16 protein-coding genes are annotated in these 16023 nt (G+C 65.4%); 8 read left to right on the top strand and 8 right to left on the bottom strand.

All coding sequences use genetic code 11. The features are described 5' to 3' along the window. Window positions 1–96 precede the first annotated feature (96 nt). From HV681_RS11270 to HV681_RS11260, 3 genes are all read left to right on the top strand, one after another. Window positions 97–696 carry a GNAT family N-acetyltransferase gene (locus HV681_RS11270; protein ID WP_175123155.1) on the top strand — a complete coding sequence of 200 codons (600 nt, stop codon included), beginning with the start codon at window positions 97–99 and terminating at the stop codon, window positions 694–696. A 248-nt stretch (window positions 697–944) separates the two neighbouring features. Next, the gene (locus HV681_RS11265; protein ID WP_175123154.1) at window positions 945–1325 is read left to right on the top strand and encodes a hypothetical protein; all 381 of its coding nucleotides are present in this window, start codon (window positions 945–947) and stop codon (window positions 1323–1325) included. A gap of 101 nt (window positions 1326–1426) precedes the next feature. After that, window positions 1427–1984 (top strand): GNAT family N-acetyltransferase, encoded by a 558-nt coding sequence (locus tag HV681_RS11260; protein ID WP_175123153.1) that lies wholly within the window; start codon window positions 1427–1429, stop codon window positions 1982–1984. 46 nt (window positions 1985–2030) lie between these two features. On the opposite strand, the gene HV681_RS11255 is transcribed toward HV681_RS11260, so the two are convergent. Further along, window positions 2031–3203, bottom strand: coding sequence for a vWA domain-containing protein (locus HV681_RS11255; RefSeq protein WP_175123152.1), 1173 nt, complete (start codon window positions 3201–3203; stop codon window positions 2031–2033). Window positions 3204–3228: 25 nt separating this feature from the next. Beyond that, window positions 3229–4110 (bottom strand): AAA family ATPase, encoded by an 882-nt coding sequence (locus HV681_RS11250; RefSeq protein ID WP_175123151.1) that lies wholly within the window; start codon window positions 4108–4110, stop codon window positions 3229–3231. 175 nt (window positions 4111–4285) lie between these two features. Between HV681_RS11250 and HV681_RS11245 the strand changes: the two genes are divergently transcribed. Next, window positions 4286–4639, top strand: a complete 354-nt coding sequence (locus tag HV681_RS11245) for a c-type cytochrome (RefSeq protein ID WP_056568700.1) — start codon at window positions 4286–4288, stop codon at window positions 4637–4639. Window positions 4640–4651: 12 nt separating this feature from the next. Continuing rightward, entirely contained in the window at window positions 4652–5014 is a 363-nt protein-coding gene (locus tag HV681_RS11240) for a c-type cytochrome (protein WP_175123150.1), read from the top strand. A gap of 63 nt (window positions 5015–5077) precedes the next feature. On the opposite strand, the gene HV681_RS11235 is transcribed toward HV681_RS11240, so the two are convergent. Further along, window positions 5078–5503, bottom strand: a complete 426-nt coding sequence (locus tag HV681_RS11235; RefSeq protein WP_056321316.1) for a DUF1841 family protein — start codon at window positions 5501–5503, stop codon at window positions 5078–5080. Window positions 5504–5708: 205 nt separating this feature from the next. On the opposite strand from HV681_RS11235, the gene icd reads away from it, so the two are divergent. The 3 genes from icd to HV681_RS11220 all read left to right on the top strand — a co-directional run bounded on the left by icd (window position 5709) and on the right by HV681_RS11220 (window position 10139). Then, window positions 5709–6965: an NADP-dependent isocitrate dehydrogenase gene (icd, locus tag HV681_RS11230; RefSeq protein ID WP_056568692.1), complete on the top strand. Its 1257-nt coding sequence runs from the start codon at window positions 5709–5711 to the stop codon at window positions 6963–6965. Window positions 6966–7120: 155 nt separating this feature from the next. After that, entirely contained in the window at window positions 7121–8392 is a 1272-nt protein-coding gene (locus tag HV681_RS11225; RefSeq protein WP_175123149.1) for an O-antigen ligase family protein, read from the top strand. Between the two features lie 190 nt (window positions 8393–8582). Next, on the top strand, window positions 8583–10139 hold the full coding sequence (locus HV681_RS11220) for a methyl-accepting chemotaxis protein (RefSeq protein ID WP_175123148.1): 1557 nt from the start codon (window positions 8583–8585) through the stop codon (window positions 10137–10139). On the opposite strand, the gene HV681_RS11215 is transcribed toward HV681_RS11220, so the two are convergent. From HV681_RS11215 to HV681_RS11195, 5 genes are all read right to left on the bottom strand, one after another. Further along, window positions 10102–11001, bottom strand: a complete 900-nt coding sequence (locus tag HV681_RS11215; RefSeq protein WP_175123147.1) for a 4-hydroxy-tetrahydrodipicolinate synthase family protein — start codon at window positions 10999–11001, stop codon at window positions 10102–10104. The genes HV681_RS11220 and HV681_RS11215 overlap by 38 nt on opposite strands. A gap of 3 nt (window positions 11002–11004) precedes the next feature. After that, the gene (locus tag HV681_RS11210; protein ID WP_254594945.1) at window positions 11005–11331 is read right to left on the bottom strand and encodes a hypothetical protein; all 327 of its coding nucleotides are present in this window, start codon (window positions 11329–11331) and stop codon (window positions 11005–11007) included. A 139-nt stretch (window positions 11332–11470) separates the two neighbouring features. Next, the gene (locus HV681_RS11205; protein ID WP_175123146.1) at window positions 11471–12232 is read right to left on the bottom strand and encodes a TorF family putative porin; all 762 of its coding nucleotides are present in this window, start codon (window positions 12230–12232) and stop codon (window positions 11471–11473) included. 160 nt (window positions 12233–12392) lie between these two features. After that, complete coding sequence (kdpE, locus tag HV681_RS11200) at window positions 12393–13085, bottom strand: two-component system response regulator KdpE (protein WP_175123145.1); 693 nt, start codon at window positions 13083–13085, stop codon at window positions 12393–12395. A gap of 9 nt (window positions 13086–13094) precedes the next feature. Beyond that, window positions 13095–15986, bottom strand: a complete 2892-nt coding sequence (locus HV681_RS11195; protein ID WP_175123144.1) for a DUF4118 domain-containing protein — start codon at window positions 15984–15986, stop codon at window positions 13095–13097. Window positions 15987–16023: the final 37 nt, after the last annotated feature.

Here is a 16023-nt window from a genome sequence, read left to right as displayed (position 1 = left end):
GGAGTGTATACGTTGGCAATGGTTCAGGCGGGCGGGAAGGGGCCTTCGCCGCCATCGCAGGACTGCCATCGCCGGCCGCCATGCTGAGGAAGTGATATGTCCCTGAACATCGAAGTCGAAACGCCCCGCCTCGTGCTGCGGCAATGGCGCGCGGCGGACCGCAAGCCTTTCGCCGCCCTGAATGCTGACCCGCAGGTGACGCAGTTCCTGTTGCCGATGACGCCCCAGGAAAGCGATGCCCTGGCCGACAGGCTGGCCGCCGGCATTGACGAGCACGGCTGGGGCTTCTGGGCCGTGGAGGCGCCGGGCGTGGCGCCTTTCATCGGCTTCGTTGGCATCAAGCCGCTGGCGCCCACGCTGCCTTTTGCGCCTGGCGTGGAGATCGGCTGGCGTCTCGCGCAACCGTTCTGGGGACGGGGCTACGCCAGCGAAGCGGCTGATGCCGCATTGCGGGTCGGCTTTGAACAGGTGGGCGCGGAAGAAATCGTTGCCTTTACGGCGACGGACAACGTGCGCTCACGCGCCGTGATGGACCGTTTGGGCATGGCCGCCGAACCCGGATGCTTTGACCATCCGGCCGTGCCGGCGGGACACCCGCTGCGTGCGCATGTGCTTTACCGGCTTGGACGTGAAGCATGGCGGCGGCGTCGGGAGGCGGGCGGCGCCAACGATGGCGCCATCTTTGCGGCGGCTTGATGCTCCGCCATGCCGCGCCAGTGTTGATGGTGCGATGCAGCAGTTCAGTTCTCCCAGGCGATTTGAACCAATTCCGGTCGCGGGTGTAAGCTTTCAAGGACGCATTAGCTGTTGCTGACGGGATGCGCGACGGCCGTCTTACCGGCTTCCCGTCCAACGCCAGACGCTGCTTCGACGCAGCGCCGGTGCTTGTCGTTCGCGCCTTCGCCGCCGGCATCCTGCCGGCGCATTCTTCGGAGGAACGACCCATGCTGACCGAAATCGTCACGCGTGCCTTGTCCCAACTGACCGGTAGCGCCCTCAAAGGCGACGGGATCAAAGGACAGTTTCAATACGCTTATGCCAGTGATGACGGCCAATACGTGGCCATACTTACCCATGACATGACCACCTATGTGGTGGACCTGAGTTCGCAGCGGTATTTCGCGGAGTGCGGTGGGTCGCCTCGCGGATTTGCCGGCCATGTGCTTGAAATGGAGGGCTCCACCGTGCGCTCCCATCCGTGGCCCGCCGCGCAAGATTTGTTCGACCTGGACATGGACGCCGACGAATTGTCGTGGCGGCAATGCCCCGGTTTGCGCCACATGAGTACAAGCGCCCATCGATCTGTGGAGAGCCGCGCCGCCTGAGAGTGGCCAGAAGCGGCAACGTTTCACTGAACCGGCGTCATCGCCGGTTTTTTTTCGTCCGCTTGATACCGGCAGGCGGCGCCATCGCTAAAATTCCCGCCATGAAAACGCCCGCCGAATTCCGCGCCCCTCAGGGCGCCACGCTGGTTGACTGCACGCACGAGCGCCATGCCGACCAGATCCTGGCCATCTTCAATGACGCCATTGCTACATCCACTGCGCTGTACGACTACAAGCCGCGGCCGCGCGAAGCGATGGACGGATGGTTCAAGACCAAGCAGCAAGGCGGCTTCCCCGTCGTGGGGCTTGAGAATGCGGACGGCGAGTTGATGGCGTTTGCCAGCTACGGCACGTTTCGCGCGTTTCCCGCCTTCAAGTATTCGGTGGAGCATTCCGTGTACGTGGACGGGCGCTTTCGCGGCCGCGGTCTGGGCGAAGCCATGATGGCCATCCTGATCGAGCGAGCGCGCGCCAATGGCGTGCACGTGCTGGTCGGGGGCATCGACGCCTCGAACCAGGGCAGCATCCGCCTGCATGAAAAGCTGGGGTTTGTACATGCCGGCACGATCCGCCAGGCCGGCTTCAAGTTTGGACGCTGGCTCGATCTGGCGTTCTATCAGTTGACGCTGGACACGCCCGACAACCCCGTCGACGGCTGACAGCGCCAACCGCGGCGGCAGCATCGCCGCCGCGACGGCGCAACTTTTACTTCGACAGCACCCGCATCGCCTGTTCCAGGCCCGCAACGGTCACGGGATACATGCGGTCCTGCATGATGTCGCGCATCAGCGCAATGGATTGGCGGTACTGCCAGGACGCCGTGGGCTCGGGATTCAGCCAGACCGACTTGGGCCACGCGTCCAGCAGCCGGCGCATCCATTCGGCGCCCGGTTCCTTGTTGTAGTGCTCGACCGAACCCCCCGGCTGCAGAATTTCGTACGGGCTCATCGTGGCGTCGCCCACGATGATCAGGCGCCAGTCCGGGTTGTACTTGCGCAGCACGTCCCAGGTGTCGAAGCGCTCGTTCTGGCGGCGGCGGTTGCTTTGCCACAGGCTTTCGTACGGGCAGTTATGGAAGTAATAGACCTCAAGGTTGCGGAACTCGCTGCGAGCCGCCGAGAACAGTTCCTCGACCCGGCCGATGTGGTCGTCCATGCTGCCGCCCACGTCCAGCAGCATCAGCACCTTCACCGTGTTGTGGCGCTCCGGGATCATGCGCAGGTCCAGATGCCCCGCGTTGCGCGCCGTGCTGGCGATGGTGTCGTCCAGGTCCAGTTCCAGTTCGGCGCCCTGGCGCGCGAAGCGGCGCAGGCGGCGCAGCGCCACCTTGAAATTGCGCGTGCCCAGTTCGACCTGGTCGTCGTAGTCCTTGAACTGGCGCATGTCCCAGACCTTGACCGCCGTGCGGTTGCCGGCCGATGCGCCGCCCACGCGGATGCCTTCGGGGTGATAGCCGCCGTTGCCGAACGGCGAGGTGCCGCCCGTTCCGATCCACTTGCTGCCGCCGGCGTGGCGTTCCTTCTGCTCGTCCAGGCGCTCCTTGAAGAGCTCCATCAGCTTGTCCCAGCCGTGCTTTTCGATGGCGGCCTTTTCTTCGGGCGACAGGCTTTTCTCGAACTGCTTGATCAGCCAGTCGAGCGGGATGTCCTTGCCCGCGGGCAGCGCGGCTTCGATGCCGCGGTAATACGCGCCGAAGGCCTTGTCGTAGCGGTCGTAGAGGGACTCGTCCTTGACCAGCGTGGCGCGCGCCAGGAAGTAGAACTCGTCCAGCGTGGGCGACATCAGATCCTGGCGCAGCGCGTCCATCAGCGTCAGGTATTCCTTGACCGAGACGGGCAGCTTGTGCGCCCGGAGGTGATAGAAGAAGTCGATCAGCATGTGCGGGCCGCCCGTGGATGCCGGATCAGCGGCGTTGGCCGCCGCGCGTCATGGCCGCCAGGCGTTCGAGCAGATGCACGTCCTGCTCGTTCTTGAGCAGCGCGCCGGCCATTAGCGGCACGGCGGTGGCCGTGTGCGCGTCGATCTGCGCGGCCGTGACGTCTTCGGCCAGCAAGAGGCGCAGCCAATCCAGGAGTTCGGACGTGGACGGCTTTTTCTTCAGCCCGGGCGCATCGCGCAGCGAGAAGAACGTGTCCAGCGCGGCGCGCAGCACGTCCTGCTTCAGGTCCGGATAGTGGACGGCCACGATGTCGCGCATCGTCTCGCGGTCCGGGAAGCGGATGTAGTGAAAGAAGCAGCGGCGCAGGAATGCGTCTGGCAGATCCTTTTCGTTGTTGGACGTGATGATGACGAGCGGACGGTGGCGCGCGGCGATGGTCTCGCGCGTTTCGTACACATGGAATTCCATGCGGTCCAGCTCGCGCAGAAGATCATTGGGGAACTCGATGTCGGCCTTGTCGATCTCGTCGATCAGCAGCACCACCGGCTCGTGCGACTGGAACGCCTGCCACAGCGTGCCCTGCACGATGTAGTTGCGGATGTCGCGGACTTTTTCGTCACCCAACTGCGAATCGCGCAGGCGCGACACGGCGTCGTATTCGTACAGACCCTGATGCGCCTTTGTGGTGGACTTGATGTGCCATTGCAGCAGCGGCCGGCCCAGCGCGCGGGCCACTTCCTCGGCCAGCATCGTCTTGCCGGTGCCGGGTTCGCCCTTGATGAGCAGTGGGCGCTGCAAGGTAAGGGCGGCGTTCACGGCGAGCTTGAGATCGTCGGTGGCGACGTAGCTGTCGGTGCCATCGAAGCGGACTGGCTTGGCGGATGAGGCGGTCTGGGCTGCGGACATGGTCTGATGGCTTCTGTGGTTTGATTGGGATCAACACTAACGCAAGGTATTAATCCTGAGCAATTATCGTACAATCAGGCGGTTTTGCTTTGGGTTCCACCCGCAACGTGTTTGCAGAGGGCCTTTTCGTGTGAGCAGGCCCTAGTCCTTAGCCATACCAAGAAGAGTCATTCCAATGAAGTTGCGAACCTCTCTGAAGTACACGGTTTCCGTGTTGGCCACGATGGCATCCTGTGCGATCGCCGGCCAGGCTGTTGCTGCAGACGCAGCGCCGGTCGGTAATGTCCAGAATGCCCGCGACAAGGTTTCGATGTGCATCGGTTGCCATGGCATCCCTGGCTACAAGGCATCGTTTCCCGAGCTTTACCACGTTCCGATGATCGCTGGCCAAAACGCCAAGTACATCGAAACCGCCCTCAACGAGTACAAGAAAGGCGCGCGCAGCCATCCCACGATGGACGCCGTTGCCGGCAGCCTGTCCGATCAGGACATTGCCGACTTGGCCGCGTACTACTCGAATCTCAAATAAGGGGGCAAAATCATGAACCGCACCATGCTTGCCCTTGCGGGCGCGACCCTGGCCATCTGGGGCTCTGCCGCCCAGGCGCAGGATCTGGCGGCCGGCAAGGCCGTCTTCGAGAAATTCAACTGCGCGTCGTGCCACGGCGCCGACGCCAAGACAGCGGTGGATCCGGCGTATCCGACGCTGGCCGGGCAGCACGCCGACTACCTGGCGCATGCGCTCAAGGCCTACAAGCGGGGCGCCTCCGGCAGCGCCGCCACGGCCAACGTGCGCAAGAACCCCATCATGGGCGCCTTCGCCACGCAGTTGTCCGACCAGGACATCTCCAACGTGTCGGCGTGGCTGGCCACGCTGCCCAGCGATTTGGGTGTGCGCCGCTAGGACGCAACGCTTTTCGGCCGATGTGAATGAAAAACCCTCGCTAGCGAGGGTTTTTTCGTTGAGTCAGAGGCTGGCGCGGCGGCGGATCAGGTCGATGTAGGTGTCGCTGTCCAGCGGCGTGCCCAGGCGCTGCGCTTCCCAGACCACCTGCCCCAGGCATTCCATGATTTCGTGCGCGGCGTGATGCGCGTCCGAACGTGCGGTGAGCTGCTGGTAGGCCTGGCGAATGCCCGGCGGATGGTCGATTGACAATTGTTCCGCGATGGCCAGGTGCATGGACAGGTGCAGGAACGGATTCGTGCGGCCTTTTTCCACCGCGTATTCCGCCGTCATGGCGTCCGGGCTTTCGAGGTCCGCGTGGTATTCGGGATGCTCGATGATCCAGTCCAGCGCAATCGCCTCCAGCGGGGTCAGGACCTCGTTGGCGCGATGTTTGCGCCAGGTTTCAATAAAGAATTCGCGGACTTGGTCGCGGGAGGGATTGAACATTCGGGAGGGGGCCAAAAGCAGGATGTGGGCGCTTTATTTTACCGCCCCGCGCGGACCGCCGGTTTCGCCCGGCGCTTTGCGATATAGAATGGGTTGCTATCCGCCATCCGGTGTGCGGTTCGCAGGAGGCGGTATAACCCGCGGAATCGGACGCTGTCCGATCCTGGCGCGTGCAAGAAAACCACCCGGAGCAAATGGAGCATTCATGTCCTACCAACATATCAAGGTTCCCGCCGGCGGCCAGAAAATTGCGGTCAACGCCGATTTCTCGCTGAATGTGCCTGACCAGCCCATCATCCCCTTCATCGAAGGCGACGGCACGGGCGCCGACATCACCCCCGTCATGATCAAGGTCGTCGACGCGGCGGTGCAGAAGGCCTACGGCGGCAAGCGCAAGATCCATTGGATGGAAGTCTATGCCGGCGAAAAGGCCACCAAGGTCTACGGTCCTGACGTGTGGCTGCCCGATGAAACCCTGGAAGTCGTCAAAGACTACGTGGTTTCCATCAAGGGCCCGCTGACCACCCCGGTCGGCGGCGGCATCCGGTCGCTGAACGTGGCGCTGCGCCAGCAGCTTGACCTGTACGTCTGCCTGCGTCCCGTGGCGTACTTCAAGGGCGTGCCGTCCCCGGTGCGTGAACCCGAAAAAACCAACATGGTGATCTTCCGCGAGAACTCGGAAGACATCTACGCCGGCATTGAATACATGGCCGAAAGCGAGCAGGCCAAGGAGCTGATCCAGTTCCTGCAGACCAAGCTCGGCGTCAAGAAGATCCGTTTCCCGAACACCTCGTCCATCGGCATCAAGCCCGTGTCGCGCGAAGGCACCGAGCGCCTGGTGCGCAAGGCCGCGCAGTACGTCATCGACAACGACCGCACGTCGCTGACGCTGGTGCACAAGGGCAACATCATGAAGTTCACCGAAGGCGGCTTCCGCGATTGGGGCTATGAGCTCCTGCAGAAGGAATTCGGCGCGCAGCTGATCGACGGCGGCCCGTGGTGCAAGTTCAAGAATCCCAAGACCGGCCGCGAGATCATCGTCAAGGATGTGATCGCCGATGCGTTCCTGCAGCAGATCCTGCTGCGTCCGGCCGAATACGACGTCATCGCCACGCTGAACCTGAACGGCGACTACATCTCCGACGCGCTGGCCGCGCAGGTGGGCGGCATCGGCATCGCGCCGGGCGCCAACATGTCCGACTCCGTGGCCATGTTTGAAGCCACCCACGGCACGGCGCCCAAGTACGCGGGCAAGGACTACGTGAATCCCGGTTCCGAGATCCTGTCGGCGGAAATGATGCTGCGTCACATGGGCTGGACCGAAGCCGCGGATCTCATCATCTCCAGCATGGAAAAGTCGATCCAGTCCAAGAAGGTCACGTACGACTTTGCCCGTCTGCTGGAAGGGGCGACGCAGGTGTCGTGCTCGGGCTTTGGCCAAGTGATGATCGAGAACATGTAAGCCTCGGCCGGGGCTCCTCGCCAGGCTGCCGCTGTGCGCTTGGGGCCCCATCTCGAGTTTGAGCAAAACCCGCCCGCCGTCATGGCGGGCGGGTTTTGTCTAACCACCCGCATCATGCGTATTGCGTGTGCATTGTTCTTTTCAGGTTGATTGTTGTGCCCCGAATGTATGTAAATCTGGTCGCCTGGCTGGTGCTGCTCATGCCCGCCCTGGCGCTGACCAGTCCCGTTGGCGGTCCCGCCGTGCTGTACCTGAGTGCATTGATCGCGCTGACGGCCATTGCCGTCAATGCGGTGAAGCGCTACGAGCCCATGGATTTCCGGGCGCTTTGGCCCATGGCGTTGGCGCTGCTGTCCCCGCTCGTCTGTATGCTGATCACGTCTTCCGTGAAAAGCGTGTGGAGCAATTCCGAACTTGAAAAGCTGCTGCGCTTTGCACTGGCCCTGCCCGTGTTGTGGCTGCTGCTGCGCGCTCCGCAGCGGCTGCTGCGCCATATCGAATGGACTGTATTGGCCGGCGCGCTTGCCGGCTCCATCCTGCTGATCACGATGATGCTTACGGGCGGCCGCGGCGCGGTGGTCGAGGTTGGCGGACGCTATAACGCCGTAGCCTTTGCGAACATGGTGCTGCTGTTCGGGGGGATGACCTTGCTGTCGCTCGGCTGGGGCCCCGGATCCCGCTGGCCGCGACTGGAGACCGGCCTGAAGGTCCTGGCCGCGGCGCTGGCCGTGTGCGCGACCTGGATGTCCGAAACCCGCAGCAGCTGGATGCTGCTGCCCATTCTGGGACTCGTCTTCCTGCTGGGCCTGCGCAACTGGCGGCGGCGCCACAAGGTGTACTGTGCACTGGCCGTGAGCGTGGCGCTGGTCGTCAGCGCGGCGGCCATCTGGACGTTCAGCAGCCGCATGCAGGAGATCACCCACGACGTGCAAGGGTTCGCCACCTCGGCCAACCGTGACACGTCCTTCGGCATCCGGTTGCAACTGTGGCATGCCGCAATCCTGATGTTTGAAAAAAGCCCGGTCGTGGGCATTGGTCCCAGCAAGTTCCGCGACGAGCTGCGTGTGCTGCAAGGGCAGGGCATCGTGACGCAGGAAGTCGTCGACGGTTTCGGCGAGCCGCACAACGACCTGCTGGCGGCGCTGGCGGGGTACGGCGTGCTCGGCCTGCTGAGCATGCTGACGCTGTATCTGCTGCCGGCAGCCATTTTCTTCCGGCGTTTGGCCAGTGATGACCGCGTGATCCGCGTGGGCGCCCAGATGGGCCTTCTGTTCTGCCTGAGCTATTGCGCCTTCAGCCTGACCGAGATGATGTTCCGCAACATGCGCAGCGTGCCCACTTACGCGCTGATCACGGTGACGCTGATTGCGCTGACGACGGCGCGTCCGGCGCGCAGGGTCCCCCCGGCGTCCCAGTCCGCGGTTTGAGTTCGCGTTCCAAGAAAACGCAAGGCGCGACGCGCCTTGCGTTTTTTTTATCGGATTTGAGCTAGATCAAAGTGACTAGTCAAAGCGAATTCAAACGAAGTTTGAAAGGGTATGCTCGACGGCCAAATTACATAAAACGTCACATCCAGCTAGATATTGTTTCTAATTGGTGGCGTGTCAAAGAGAGTCGATGAGTACTTCCAGCTTGCGTAGGGAACTGTTGTGGTTCGTGTTTGCCATTGGCGCCGCCGTCCTGGCGCTGGGCGTGTGGGACGCCTGGCAGCGCCGTGCCGAGATGGTGGACGACCGCAAGACGGAGCTTCGCCATGTCCTGGATATGGCCGCGGGCATCGTCCGCGGCGGCAAGCAGCGCGTGCAGGAAGGTGAGCCGCTGGCCGACGCCAAGCGCGACGTGGCCCGCCAACTGTCGCAATTGCGGTACGGCGGGGACGGTTATGTGGGCGCGTTTGGCGACGACTACGATCTGCTGGTGCATCCCGACGCGAAGCTGGTGGGCACCAACGTGCGCGCCACGCGCGACAGCCAGGGGCAGCCGCTGTTTGAAAACCTTTACGCGCAGGGCAAGGCGGGCGGTGGCTATGTGCGCTACCTGTTTCCGCGCCCCGGTTCCGAGGACCCGTTGCCCAAGCTGACCTACGCGGCCTATGACGCGGAATGGGGCTGGCTGATGTTCACGGGCCTGTACGTGGACGACGTCGATGCAGCGTTCTACGGCACGCTGTGGCGGCAGGGCAGCGTGACGCTGGTGCTGCTTGCGCTGGTGCTGACGGCGGCGCTGCGCTTTTTCAGCACACACATCCTGCGGCCATTGAACGAGGCAGTGGCCGTGTGCGAGCGCGTGGCCAATGGCGACCTGTCCAGCGGCATCTCGCGTCATCACCGGGGCGAGATCGGCCGCCTGTTCGACGCAATGGCGCGAATGCAACAGCGGCTGGACGCGGCGGTGCGCAGCATCGTGCATTCCACGGCGTCCATTGCGGCCGCATCGCGCCAGATTGCCGCGGGCAGTGTCGACCTGTCCGACCGCACCGAAAAGCAGGCCGCCGCGTTGGAACAGACCGCGGCCAGCGTGGAGGAAATCACCGCCACTGCCCGCCAAAGCGCAGAGCACGTGCGTGAGGTCAGCGCGCTGGCCGGCGAAGCCGCGCGGCTGGCGCGGCAGGGCAGCGACGAGACGCAGCATGCGATCGACGCGATGCGCGAGATCTCGCAAAGTTCGCAGCGCATCGACGAGATCATCGGTCTGATCGACGTGATCGCGTTCCAGACCAACATCCTGGCATTGAACGCCGCCGTCGAAGCCGCACGGGCGGGCGAACAGGGGCGTGGTTTTGCGGTGGTCGCTGGCGAAGTGCGGGCGCTGGCGCAGCGGTCCGCCACCGCCGCCAAGGAGATCAAGTCGCTGATCGAAGCGTCGGCCGACTCGGTGGCGCGCGGCAGCCAGCGGGTGGAACAGGCGAGCGCCACGATGGGAAGCGTGCTGGAATCGGCAGCCACCAGCGCGCCGCTGATGAGCGAGATCGCCACGGCGTCCGGCGAACAGAGCGCGGGCATCGAGCAGATCAACCAGACCGTGACGCATCTGGACGAAGCGACCCAGCAGAACGCTGCGCTGGTAGAGGAGTTTGCGGCGTCTGCCGCCGCGCTGCACGGTCAGGCGGGCGATCTGGCCCGCGCCGTGTCGATCTTCAGGCTGTCTGCAGCCGCTCAGCCGATGCCGGGATAAGGCTCATGGCCCGCCGCAGTTTCGCGCCCAGGTCGCGGCTGGCGGGCATCATCGGCATGCGCAGCTCGTCGGCGATGAGGCCCTGCATGGCCAGCGCGCGCTTGACCGGCGCGGGATTGGGCTCGCTGAACAGCAACCGGATCAGGGGGCGCAATGGGTCGAAGCAGTCGCGCGCGGCCTCGACGTGGCCGGCTTGTACAAGCTGCATCATCTCGACGAAGCGCTCCGGAAACAGGTGCGCGGCGGCTGGAATCGCGCCGCGCCCGCCCGCCAGGAAGTGATCCAGCAAGGCCAGGTCCTCGCCGCAAAGGGCATCGAGGCGGCCCCGCGCATTCAAGGCGCCCAGCACGGCGGGATTGCATTCCTTGACCGCCCCGAAATTGGGCAGCGCCGCCAGCGCTTCCATGGTTTCGACCGTCATGGCGACACCTGCGCGCTTGGGGATGTTGTACAGGATGATGGGCCGCTCGGTGGCCCACGCGATCTGCCGGTAATGCCACAGGATGCCGGCCTGGGATGGCCCCAGATAGTACGGCGGGGGAACCAGGTAGCCGGCGGGTGCGTAGCGGTCCAGTCGTCGCACGGCGGCGGCCACGCCCCGCGTATCGACGCCGCCCACGCCCAGCACCAGCGGCAGCGCATGCGCGTCGCTGGCGATGGCTTCGATCATGTCGGTCTTCTCGGGCATGCTGAGCAGGTTGCCCTCGCCGGTGGAGCCGAAGAGGACCAGGCCGGCGATGCCGGCGTTGCGGTAGTAGCGGGCCAGCGCCTGCGCGGCGTCCAGGTCCACGTGGCCGCCGCGCATGGGCGTCACCATCGGCAGCCACAGGCCTTCGAAGGCGGGTTTGGCAAGGGTGTCCATGGCTCATCGCTCCGTGAGGGCGGCGGCCGGGCGCGCCGTACCGAATTCAGCGCAAGGCAGGCCGCGCATGATCGCGGCCATCATGGCGTCCAGTTCGCCGCGTTCGCATTGCAGTTCGAGCGTGCTTTGGGCGTGCGCATGGTCGACCGACAGCAGGTAGACCCCGATGCGATCGCCCAGTGCGCGGTGCAAGGCCAGCCGCACGTTCAAGGCGTCCAGCGTATCGATGCGCACGGTCAGCGCGATCAGGCTGCATTGCGGCTGCGGCGCGGGCTGGGCAGCTAGGGCGGCGTCGAGGGTGGCCTGGTGGCGGTGCGATCGGGGAATCATGGCAGTGTGGGGGCGGGGCCGAAGACGGCGACCCGCGAATCCGGTGGTTGACGACGATTCCACTATAGGAATGCCGCCGTAAATCCTGCCGATAAATGCGGGGGCGCCGTATAAAAACGGCGTCAACGGCCGCGGCGTTTCAGAACGTCTTGGTCACCGACAGGAGGCCCGTGGCGCGGCCCATGTCACGGCCGCGCGTGTTGGTGTAGATGGCGCGGTCGGCGTTGGTGTCCAGATAGGCCAGCGAGACCGACAGCCCCTGCCCGAAGTCCTTGGTCACGCCCAGCTTCCAGTCGGTGTAGGAGCCGTTATCCACATTGCGCACGATCTGGCGGCCCGCATGAACGTTGACGACGAGCCCCCAGACGCCCGTATCGAAGTTGCCGGACAGGTCGAAGTATTGGCTGTACTTGCTGTCGGCAAAGCCGAACAGGTTGGTCAGCGCAAGGGAGTACTTGAACATCACCGGGCCGTAGCCGATGCCGGCGTAGAGTTCGGTGGTGTCGGGGCTGGTGTAGCCGGACGGATAGTCGCCCGGGTAGTAGTACTGCAGCACGCCCAGGTCGACGGGCACGTTGTCCGTGAGGTTGCCCTTGTAGCCGCCGTAGAAGTCCATCTCGACGGGCGCGGACACGTCGCTGTTGCTGTCGTTCAGCCAGCTGATGCTGGAGTTCCAGTTGCCCAGGTAGAAGCCGCTGGCGTGCGTGAGATCGAAGCCGCCCTGGATGGCGGGCTGGTTGTTGGTCTGCATGAGGCCGCGATAGCGGTACTGGCTGGCGAGCGTGACGTTGGCCGTCAGCGAGTACGGCGATGCGGAATCGGCGGCGCTGGGGGCATCGGCGGCCTGCGCCACGGGAATGAGGGAAAGCAGCGCCAGCGCGGCAAGGGTGGTGCGGGGCATGTGAAGCCTCCTGGTGTTGAGCGGAACGCAACAATAGGAGGATCGGCATAAAGCGCGAGACAAGACTCGCGGCCTGCGCGTAAAGCGCATATCAAAAAGCGGGTTTCAAAAAGTGGGTTTTGAAATGGCGTCTGTCGAAGCCGGCGTTGAACGCGTCTGCTCAGCCCGCGAAGCGATAACCTACCCCGATCTCCGTCAGCAGGAACACCGGTTGCGCCGGGTCGGCTTCGAGCTTCTGGCGCAGATGGCCCATGTAGATCCGCAGGTAGTGGTTGCTTTCGACGTGGGACGGGCCCCACACCTGCCGCAGCAGCTCACGGTGCGTCATGACCTTGCCGCGGTGAGCCAGCAAGGCGGCAAGCAGGCGGTATTCCATGGCGGTCAGGTGCACGTGCTGGCCAGCGCGTTCGACCACGCGCCGCGAGAAGTCCACGCGCACGTCGCCAAACACGATCTCAGCCGCGTTGCCCGCGCCGCCGCGGCCATGCCGGCGCAGCAGCACGCGCAGGCGCGCCAGCAGTTCGCTCACGCCGAAAGGCTTGGCCAGATAATCGTCGGCGCCCGCGTCCAGCGCCGCCACCTTGTCGGCCTCGGCGCTGCGCGCGGACAGCACCAGCACCGGCACCTCGGTCCAGCCGCGCAGCTCGCGGATCAGGGTCATGCCGTCGTCGTCGGGCAGGCCAAGGTCGAGCACGATCGCGTCCGGCTGGCGGGTGCCGGCCTCGATCAGGCCGCGTTTGACTGTGTCGGCCTCGTGGACCACGCAGCCTTCGCTTTCCAGCGCCTGGCGGACGAACCGCCGGATGTTGGCGTCGTCTTCGATGATGAGGACTACGGGCTGAAAATCGAACATGACGCGGACTCAGGCGGTTTCGGGTTGGATTGAGGGCGGGGCGCCCAGCGGCAGGCTGAAGACGAACTGCGCGCCGCTGGCCTGGCCCGGCGCGTGTTCGACCCAGATGCGGCCGTGATGGGCGGCAACGATGGCTTCGCACACGGCCAGGCCCAGGCCGACGCCGGGCGTGGCGGACTCGCGTTCGCCACGCGTGAATTTTTCGAAGATGCGGCGCTCGGCGCCCGGCGCGACGCCCGGACCGTTGTCGGTGATGGCCACGCGCATTTCGGCATGGTGCGGCACAGTCGTGTGCGTTGCAGCCGTGTGTGTTTCAGCAGTTTGCGTTGCTGCCGCGTGCACTTCGGCCTCGTGCATCCCGGCCTCGCGTATCCCGTCTTCATGCACGTAGGCATGGATGCGCAACGTGCTGCCGGCGGGCGTGTACTTGGCCGCATTCTCCAGCAGGTTGCACAGCACGCGTTCGATCAGCACGCCGTCGCACTCCACCAGCGGCAGCGCCGACAGGGGCGAAACGTCGACCTTGCGGCCCGCCAGCGGTTCGCGCATGGCCGCCAGCGCGGCGCCGACCAGCTCCTCGATGGATTGCCACTCCATACGCAGCGGCGCGTCGCGGCTTTGCAGCCGCGCCATGTCCAGCAGGTTGACGACCAGCGCGTGCATGCGCTGCGCCTGATCGCGCATGGCGCGCACGGTGTCCTGCACGCCGTCGGGCAGCGCGTGCTGCTGGCGCATCAGCGTATCGGTCATGCCGACCAGGCTGGTCAGCGGCGTGCGCAGGTCGTGCGACACCGCGGCAAGCAGCGAGTTGCGCAGCTTTTCGGATTCCATGCTGACCACGGCCTGCTGCGCGACTTCCACGTAGTGCAGGCGTTCCAGCGCAATGGCGATGAGCGTGGCGTAGGCCTCGACCTGGCGGCGCGTGTCGGGATTCGCGTAGAGGCTGCGGCGGGGGGCATCCAGCACCAGCACGCCCCGCGTGCGCATGGGCGCCTTGAGCGGCAGGTACAGCAACGCGCTGTTCGACAGGGTGGCGGTGCCCGCGCCTGCAGGCTGGCCGTGGTCGTACACCCACTGCGCCAGCGCCGATTCCGGAGCGGTCGTGTCGCCGCTTTCGGGCGAGGCGAGTTTCAAGCGGTCGTCCAGGCCCAGGATGTAAAGCGAGCAGCGCGCGCCGAACGTGGCATGCACGAACGAGCCGGCGAGCGCGACGATCTGCTCGGGCAGCAGGGCGGACGACAGTTCGCGCGCGAATTCGTAGAGGCTGCGCGCATCGGCCTCGCGCTTGACCGAGGCCTGCGCCTGCAGCCGCAGGCCGGCGGTAAGTTGGCCGATCAGCAGCCCCACGCCCAGCAGCACGCCGAAGGTCAGCAGATACTGCACGTCAGACACGGCGAACGACGACAGCGGCTGCACGAAGAAAAAGTCGAACAGTCCCACGCTGACGACGGACGCCAGCGCGGCGGGCCCGCGCCCGTGGCGCAGCGCCACTGCGGCCACCGCCAGCAGAAAGAGCATGACGATGTTGGTCTGGTGCAGCGTCGGGAACGCAAGCGCCGACAGCGCCGTGGCCACCGCGCAATAGCACAGCGCCCACGCATAGCCTGCAAGCGGCCGCGCCCCGCGTTCGTCATCGGACGGGCGGGCGCGGCGTCCCAACGTGAACGGGTCGCGTCCGGGCGGCGCCTGCGCGGGCAGGGGTGGCGCGCCCAGCCGGATGATGTCGATCTCCGGGCAGCCGGCGGCCAGCATGTCGGCAAAGCTGTGGCGCCGCCACAGCCATCCCGGCGACATGACGGCGGTAAGCAGCGCGGTCAGCGACAGCCGCAACCGCTGCCAGCCGCCCGCGCGGGTCCGGCCCACGATCGCCTTGGTGATGTTGTGGCGGCGGACGTAGCGGACGACGGCATCGACCATGTCGCCACCCGCCAGCGTCTCGGTGCGCGCGCCCAGCGCGTCGGCGAGCGCCAGGCTGTGCTGCAGCCGCTCGACGTCGGCCGCCGCGGGCGGCGCGGCGCGCGGCGTGTCGATGGTGACGACGTGCAGATCGCAATCGAGCTGCTGGCTCATGCGATGGGCGCTGCGGATCACGTAGTCGGCGTCGGTATCGGACCCGACGCAGGCGACGATGGCTTCGCGCGTGCGCCACACCGAATCTATGGCGCGGTCGCGGCGATAGGCCTGCACGTCGTCGTCCACGTGCTCGGCGGTGCGGCGCAGCGCCAGTTCGCGCAGCGCGATCAGATTGCCCTTGCGAAAGAAATTGCGGGCCGCGTGGCGCGCCTGTTCGGGCAGGTAGACCTTGCCTTCCTTCAGACGGCGCAGCAGTTCGTCGGCCGACAGGTCGACCAGCATGACCTCATCGGCCGCGTCGAACACGTCGTCGGGCACCGTTTCCCAGACGCGCACGCCGGTGATGCTGCCGACGGCCTCGTTCAGGCTGTCCAGATGCTGCACGTTCAGTGTCGTCCAGACGTCGATGCCGGCCGCCAGCAGTTCCTGGATGTCCTGCCAGCGCTTGGCGTGGCGCGAACCCGGCGCGTTGGAATGGGCCAGCTCGTCGACCAGCACGAGCGCGGGGCGGCGCAGCAGGGCGCCGTCCAGGTCGAACTCTTTGAGGGTGTGACCGCGGTAGGCCACGTCCTTGAGCGGCAGGACCGGCAGGCCGTCGAGCAGCGTGGCGGTCTCGCGGCGGCCGTGGGTTTCGACGATGCCGGCGAGCACGTCCGTGCCCTGCGCCGCCTGCGCGCGCGCCGCGGCCAGCATGGCGTAGGTCTTGCCCACGCCGGCCGACGACCCGAAGTACACGCGCAGCTTGCCGCGCTCCGCCTGGCGCTCGGCGGCGTCCAGGGTCTTCAATAGCGCGTCCGGATCGGGACGCTCGCCAGCGATGTCAGCCATGAACGCGCAAGGGAGGGGAGGAAACGGCTGGCAATAC

The organism is Achromobacter animicus (genome assembly GCF_902859585.1).
Lineage (GTDB): Bacteria > Pseudomonadota > Gammaproteobacteria > Burkholderiales > Burkholderiaceae_B > Achromobacter > Achromobacter animicus.
The sequence above is the reverse complement of the archived record's forward strand: the minus strand, read 5'-3'. Positions and strand labels throughout refer to the sequence as shown.

Bases quoted from the DNA above. Each gene is read 5' to 3' on its own strand.
- HV681_RS11270 (WP_175123155.1), top strand. From the start codon at position 97: ATGTCCCTGAACATCGAAGTCGAAACGCCCCGCCTCGTGCTGCGGCAA.
- HV681_RS11265 (WP_175123154.1), top strand. From the start codon at position 945: ATGCTGACCGAAATCGTCACGCGTGCCTTGTCCCAACTGACCGGTAGC.
- HV681_RS11260 (WP_175123153.1), top strand. From the start codon at position 1,427: ATGAAAACGCCCGCCGAATTCCGCGCCCCTCAGGGCGCCACGCTGGTT.
- HV681_RS11255 (WP_175123152.1), bottom strand. From the start codon at position 3,203: ATGCTGATCGACTTCTTCTATCACCTCCGGGCGCACAAGCTGCCCGTC.
- HV681_RS11250 (WP_175123151.1), bottom strand. From the start codon at position 4,110: ATGTCCGCAGCCCAGACCGCCTCATCCGCCAAGCCAGTCCGCTTCGAT.
- HV681_RS11245 (WP_056568700.1), top strand. From the start codon at position 4,286: ATGAAGTTGCGAACCTCTCTGAAGTACACGGTTTCCGTGTTGGCCACG.
- HV681_RS11240 (WP_175123150.1), top strand. From the start codon at position 4,652: ATGAACCGCACCATGCTTGCCCTTGCGGGCGCGACCCTGGCCATCTGG.
- HV681_RS11235 (WP_056321316.1), bottom strand. From the start codon at position 5,503: ATGTTCAATCCCTCCCGCGACCAAGTCCGCGAATTCTTTATTGAAACC.
- icd (WP_056568692.1), top strand. From the start codon at position 5,709: ATGTCCTACCAACATATCAAGGTTCCCGCCGGCGGCCAGAAAATTGCG.
- HV681_RS11220 (WP_175123148.1), top strand. From the start codon at position 8,583: ATGAGTACTTCCAGCTTGCGTAGGGAACTGTTGTGGTTCGTGTTTGCC.
- HV681_RS11215 (WP_175123147.1), bottom strand. From the start codon at position 11,001: ATGGACACCCTTGCCAAACCCGCCTTCGAAGGCCTGTGGCTGCCGATG.
- HV681_RS11210 (WP_254594945.1), bottom strand. From the start codon at position 11,331: ATGATTCCCCGATCGCACCGCCACCAGGCCACCCTCGACGCCGCCCTA.
- HV681_RS11205 (WP_175123146.1), bottom strand. From the start codon at position 12,232: ATGCCCCGCACCACCCTTGCCGCGCTGGCGCTGCTTTCCCTCATTCCC.
- kdpE (WP_175123145.1), bottom strand. From the start codon at position 13,085: ATGTTCGATTTTCAGCCCGTAGTCCTCATCATCGAAGACGACGCCAAC.
- HV681_RS11195 (WP_175123144.1), bottom strand. From the start codon at position 15,986: ATGGCTGACATCGCTGGCGAGCGTCCCGATCCGGACGCGCTATTGAAG.